Below are 2,634 nucleotides of genomic sequence, written 5' to 3'. Positions count from 1 at the left end.
TTGCCCAAGTCCGAAGGGGCGGCGTCAGAGGCTGGCGGTGAAACGGCGGTGTCGCCATGAAAGTTCGAACACAACCCTCAGAAGGCTGCGTCACGTTGATTGCAAGAGTATTCGGTAAACGTCTGTTGGTGTTTCCGCTGGTCGCGTTGTGGGGTCTGGCGGGGCCGGTGTGTGGCCAAGCGACCGAAGGGGACGCGCCGTCGCTGCGTTCGATGATGACCGGGAAGTCGGCAAGTAACCAAAACGTGCAAGATCGTCTCGACGCCCTGATCAAGACCACGCAGGAGGCCCGGTTGGAGCGTCAATCGGCAGGCGATCCAGCGTCCCAACCAGAGACGCAGCCAGCGTCTCAGTCGGCGTCTCAGTCGGGCGGGCCGAGTGCTTGGGTTCCTGGCGGCGGCTCTGTCGATGGTGATGGGGCGGCCGATGGCGCGGAGGCTGGGGCATCGGCGGGGCGGTCAACCAGAAGTCTGTCTGAGATTCGCGAACGCATTCGGATTCTTCAGCGGCTTCGTCGTGACCGGATGATGGCCACGCCGACCGGGCAAGCGTCCGGGATCCCTGGGGGGACCGCAGCGCCCGCGTTGTCCGTGCCCAGCGGCGACGTGATTCAAGCGGATCCGGTTGGTCGTCCCGGGGCGGCGGCAGACTCTGGCTCGGCGCTGTCGTCGATCGACGATAGCTTGAACAATGCGGCTCCGGTAAGCGATGCCGCTGAAGAACCTGCGCCCGAAGCCGACAGGCCCGCTGAGCGGATTCTGCCCAATCCGGTCAATGCCATGGCGCTCGGTGAGAGTCTTTACCGTACCGGAAATTATGAATCGGCACTCAAGGCGTTTCGCTCCGTATCGGTCGATGCGCTTTCCCAGTCCGACCGCACCTGGCTGGATCTGCTGATCGCGCTGTGCCAACGTAAGCTCGGCGAGTTTGAGAAAGCGCAGGGGACGCTGCGGGAGATCGCCAATGAAGAATCGACGGATTATCCCGTCAAAGCAGCCAAGTGGTGGCTTAAGTATGCAGAGGCTGCGGATGGAACACAGGTGAAATTCAATCGCGTGTCAACAGAATTCGATGCCCTCCTGGAAAGGTCAGAAACCTATGTTAGCCCATGAAGAACAGACGCTGATCGACTACACCATCAAGCTCAAGCAGCAGTACCAGTCTCTCAGTGAGATCGTCGATGCGATTGAACGCGAGCCCGGACGTGGTGTTGAGGCGATCAACGAGCAGATGAAGCAAATCAAGCAGACCGAGGATCTGCTGCGACCGCTCCGCGAGCGTTATCAAGAGGAACATGAGCACGCCAGCGGGCAGATCAAGGCCTTGACGGACGAGACCATCGACGTGGTCAAATCGTTGATGCCGAAATTGGCCGGCCTAGAGAAAGCGTCGGTCGACTCGCTGCGTCGGCTGTTTCCAAAAATTCAAGGCAGTGTACGCGAGGTGCAAATGCAAAACGCCTATCGGGGGAACCATCACGCCTGACGCGACCTTCGGGATTCGCATCCGTGCGTTTTTAGGATGATTATCACTCAATCACCAAAAATCAAACAGCTGATCAAGTTTGCTCAGCGAGCGGGGCGTTCGAGTGCCCCGGTGTTGCTGACCGGTGAAAGCGGTACCGGCAAGGAGCTGTTTGCCGAACTGATCCATCAATCCAGTCCCAGGTCGTCCAAGGCCATGGTGACGGTCAACTGCGCCGCGCTTCCAGAGAATCTGCTCGAAAGCGAACTCTTTGGGCATGAAAAGGGCGCTTTCTCCGGTGCCGTCGCGGCGCGGCGAGGACGGTTCGAGTTGGCCAACGACGGCACACTGATGCTCGATGAAGTCAGCGAAATTCCGATCGCGTCTCAGGCGAAATTGCTGCGTGTTTTGGAATCGAAGCGATTCGAACGCGTCGGCAATAGCACGCCGATTGACCACGATGTACGAATCGTCGCGGCATCCAACCGAGACCTTCAACACGAAATCGACGAAGGCAATTTTCGGCTGGACCTGTTCCATCGAATCAATGTGATTGAAATTGTGATTCCGCCACTGCGTGAGAGGATCGGTGACATTCCGCCGTTGGCGATGCATTTCATCGGGCAATTCAAACACGAGGGCGAAGTCGAAATCGAAGGTTTGGATGCGCCTGCGATGAAGGCGCTGGCCCGTCATGATTGGCCGGGCAATGTTCGCGAGCTACGCAATGTGATTCACCGGGCTTGCGTGTTGTCGGACGGTCCGAGAATCAGCGTCGAGCATCTGGGGCTGCCCGAGACCGCTGACTCCGTGGACCGGCGGAGCGGCCACGCCGTTCACGCCGGCGTCGCAGACCGTGAATCGGACCGTGCTTCAGACCGTACAGCAGACCGTGCTTCAGACCGCGAATCAGACCGTGCTTCAGACCGTGCAGCAGACCGTGCAGCAGACGGCGAGGATCAACCGGAGCCGCTGCCGGAGCGTTGGCTGCACACGCATTTGGAAGAGGTCGAACGGCAGATCATTACCGCGGCGATTGATCGCTTCGGCAATCGGCGTTTGGTTGCGGAAAAATTGGGAGTCTCGCCGCGGACGCTGACCAATAAAATCAAGCGATACCGCGAGAGTCCGGGCGAGGGTCGCAAGGCAGCCTAAATCTAATAGCTGACG

Annotated in this window: 3 protein-coding genes; all 3 read left to right on the top strand. The window is 59.2% G+C overall.

Translation table 11 applies throughout. From position 1 onward, the window contains the following. Positions 1-590: 590 nt before the first annotated feature. Genes ABX749_RS28960 through ABX749_RS28950 form a run of 3 tightly spaced genes read left to right on the top strand, consistent with a single transcriptional unit; the run spans position 591 to position 2,619 of the window. Positions 591-1,112 (top strand): tol-pal system YbgF family protein, encoded by a 522-nt coding sequence (locus ABX749_RS28960; RefSeq protein WP_372899103.1) that lies wholly within the window; start codon positions 591-593, stop codon positions 1,110-1,112. Then, positions 1,099-1,485, top strand: a complete 387-nt coding sequence (locus ABX749_RS28955) for a hypothetical protein (RefSeq protein WP_372899102.1) — start codon at positions 1,099-1,101, stop codon at positions 1,483-1,485. Before ABX749_RS28960 ends, ABX749_RS28955 begins: the two co-directional genes overlap by 14 nt. 36 nt (positions 1,486-1,521) lie before the next feature. After that, a complete protein-coding gene (locus ABX749_RS28950) occupies positions 1,522-2,619 on the top strand; it encodes a sigma-54 interaction domain-containing protein (RefSeq protein ID WP_372899101.1) in 1,098 nt (365 codons plus the stop codon). Positions 2,620-2,634 lie beyond the last annotated feature (15 nt).

Source organism: Stieleria sp. (genome assembly GCF_041595215.1).
In the GTDB taxonomy this organism is placed as follows: domain Bacteria; phylum Planctomycetota; class Planctomycetia; order Pirellulales; family Pirellulaceae; genus Stieleria; species Stieleria magnilauensis.
This window is presented reverse-complemented; position numbering and strand designations above follow the sequence as displayed.

Coding starts and splice junctions, on each gene's coding strand:
- ABX749_RS28955 (WP_372899102.1), top strand. CDS start 1,099: ATGTTAGCCCATGAAGAACAGACGCTGATCGACTACACCATCAAGCTC.
- ABX749_RS28950 (WP_372899101.1), top strand. CDS start 1,522: ATGATTATCACTCAATCACCAAAAATCAAACAGCTGATCAAGTTTGCT.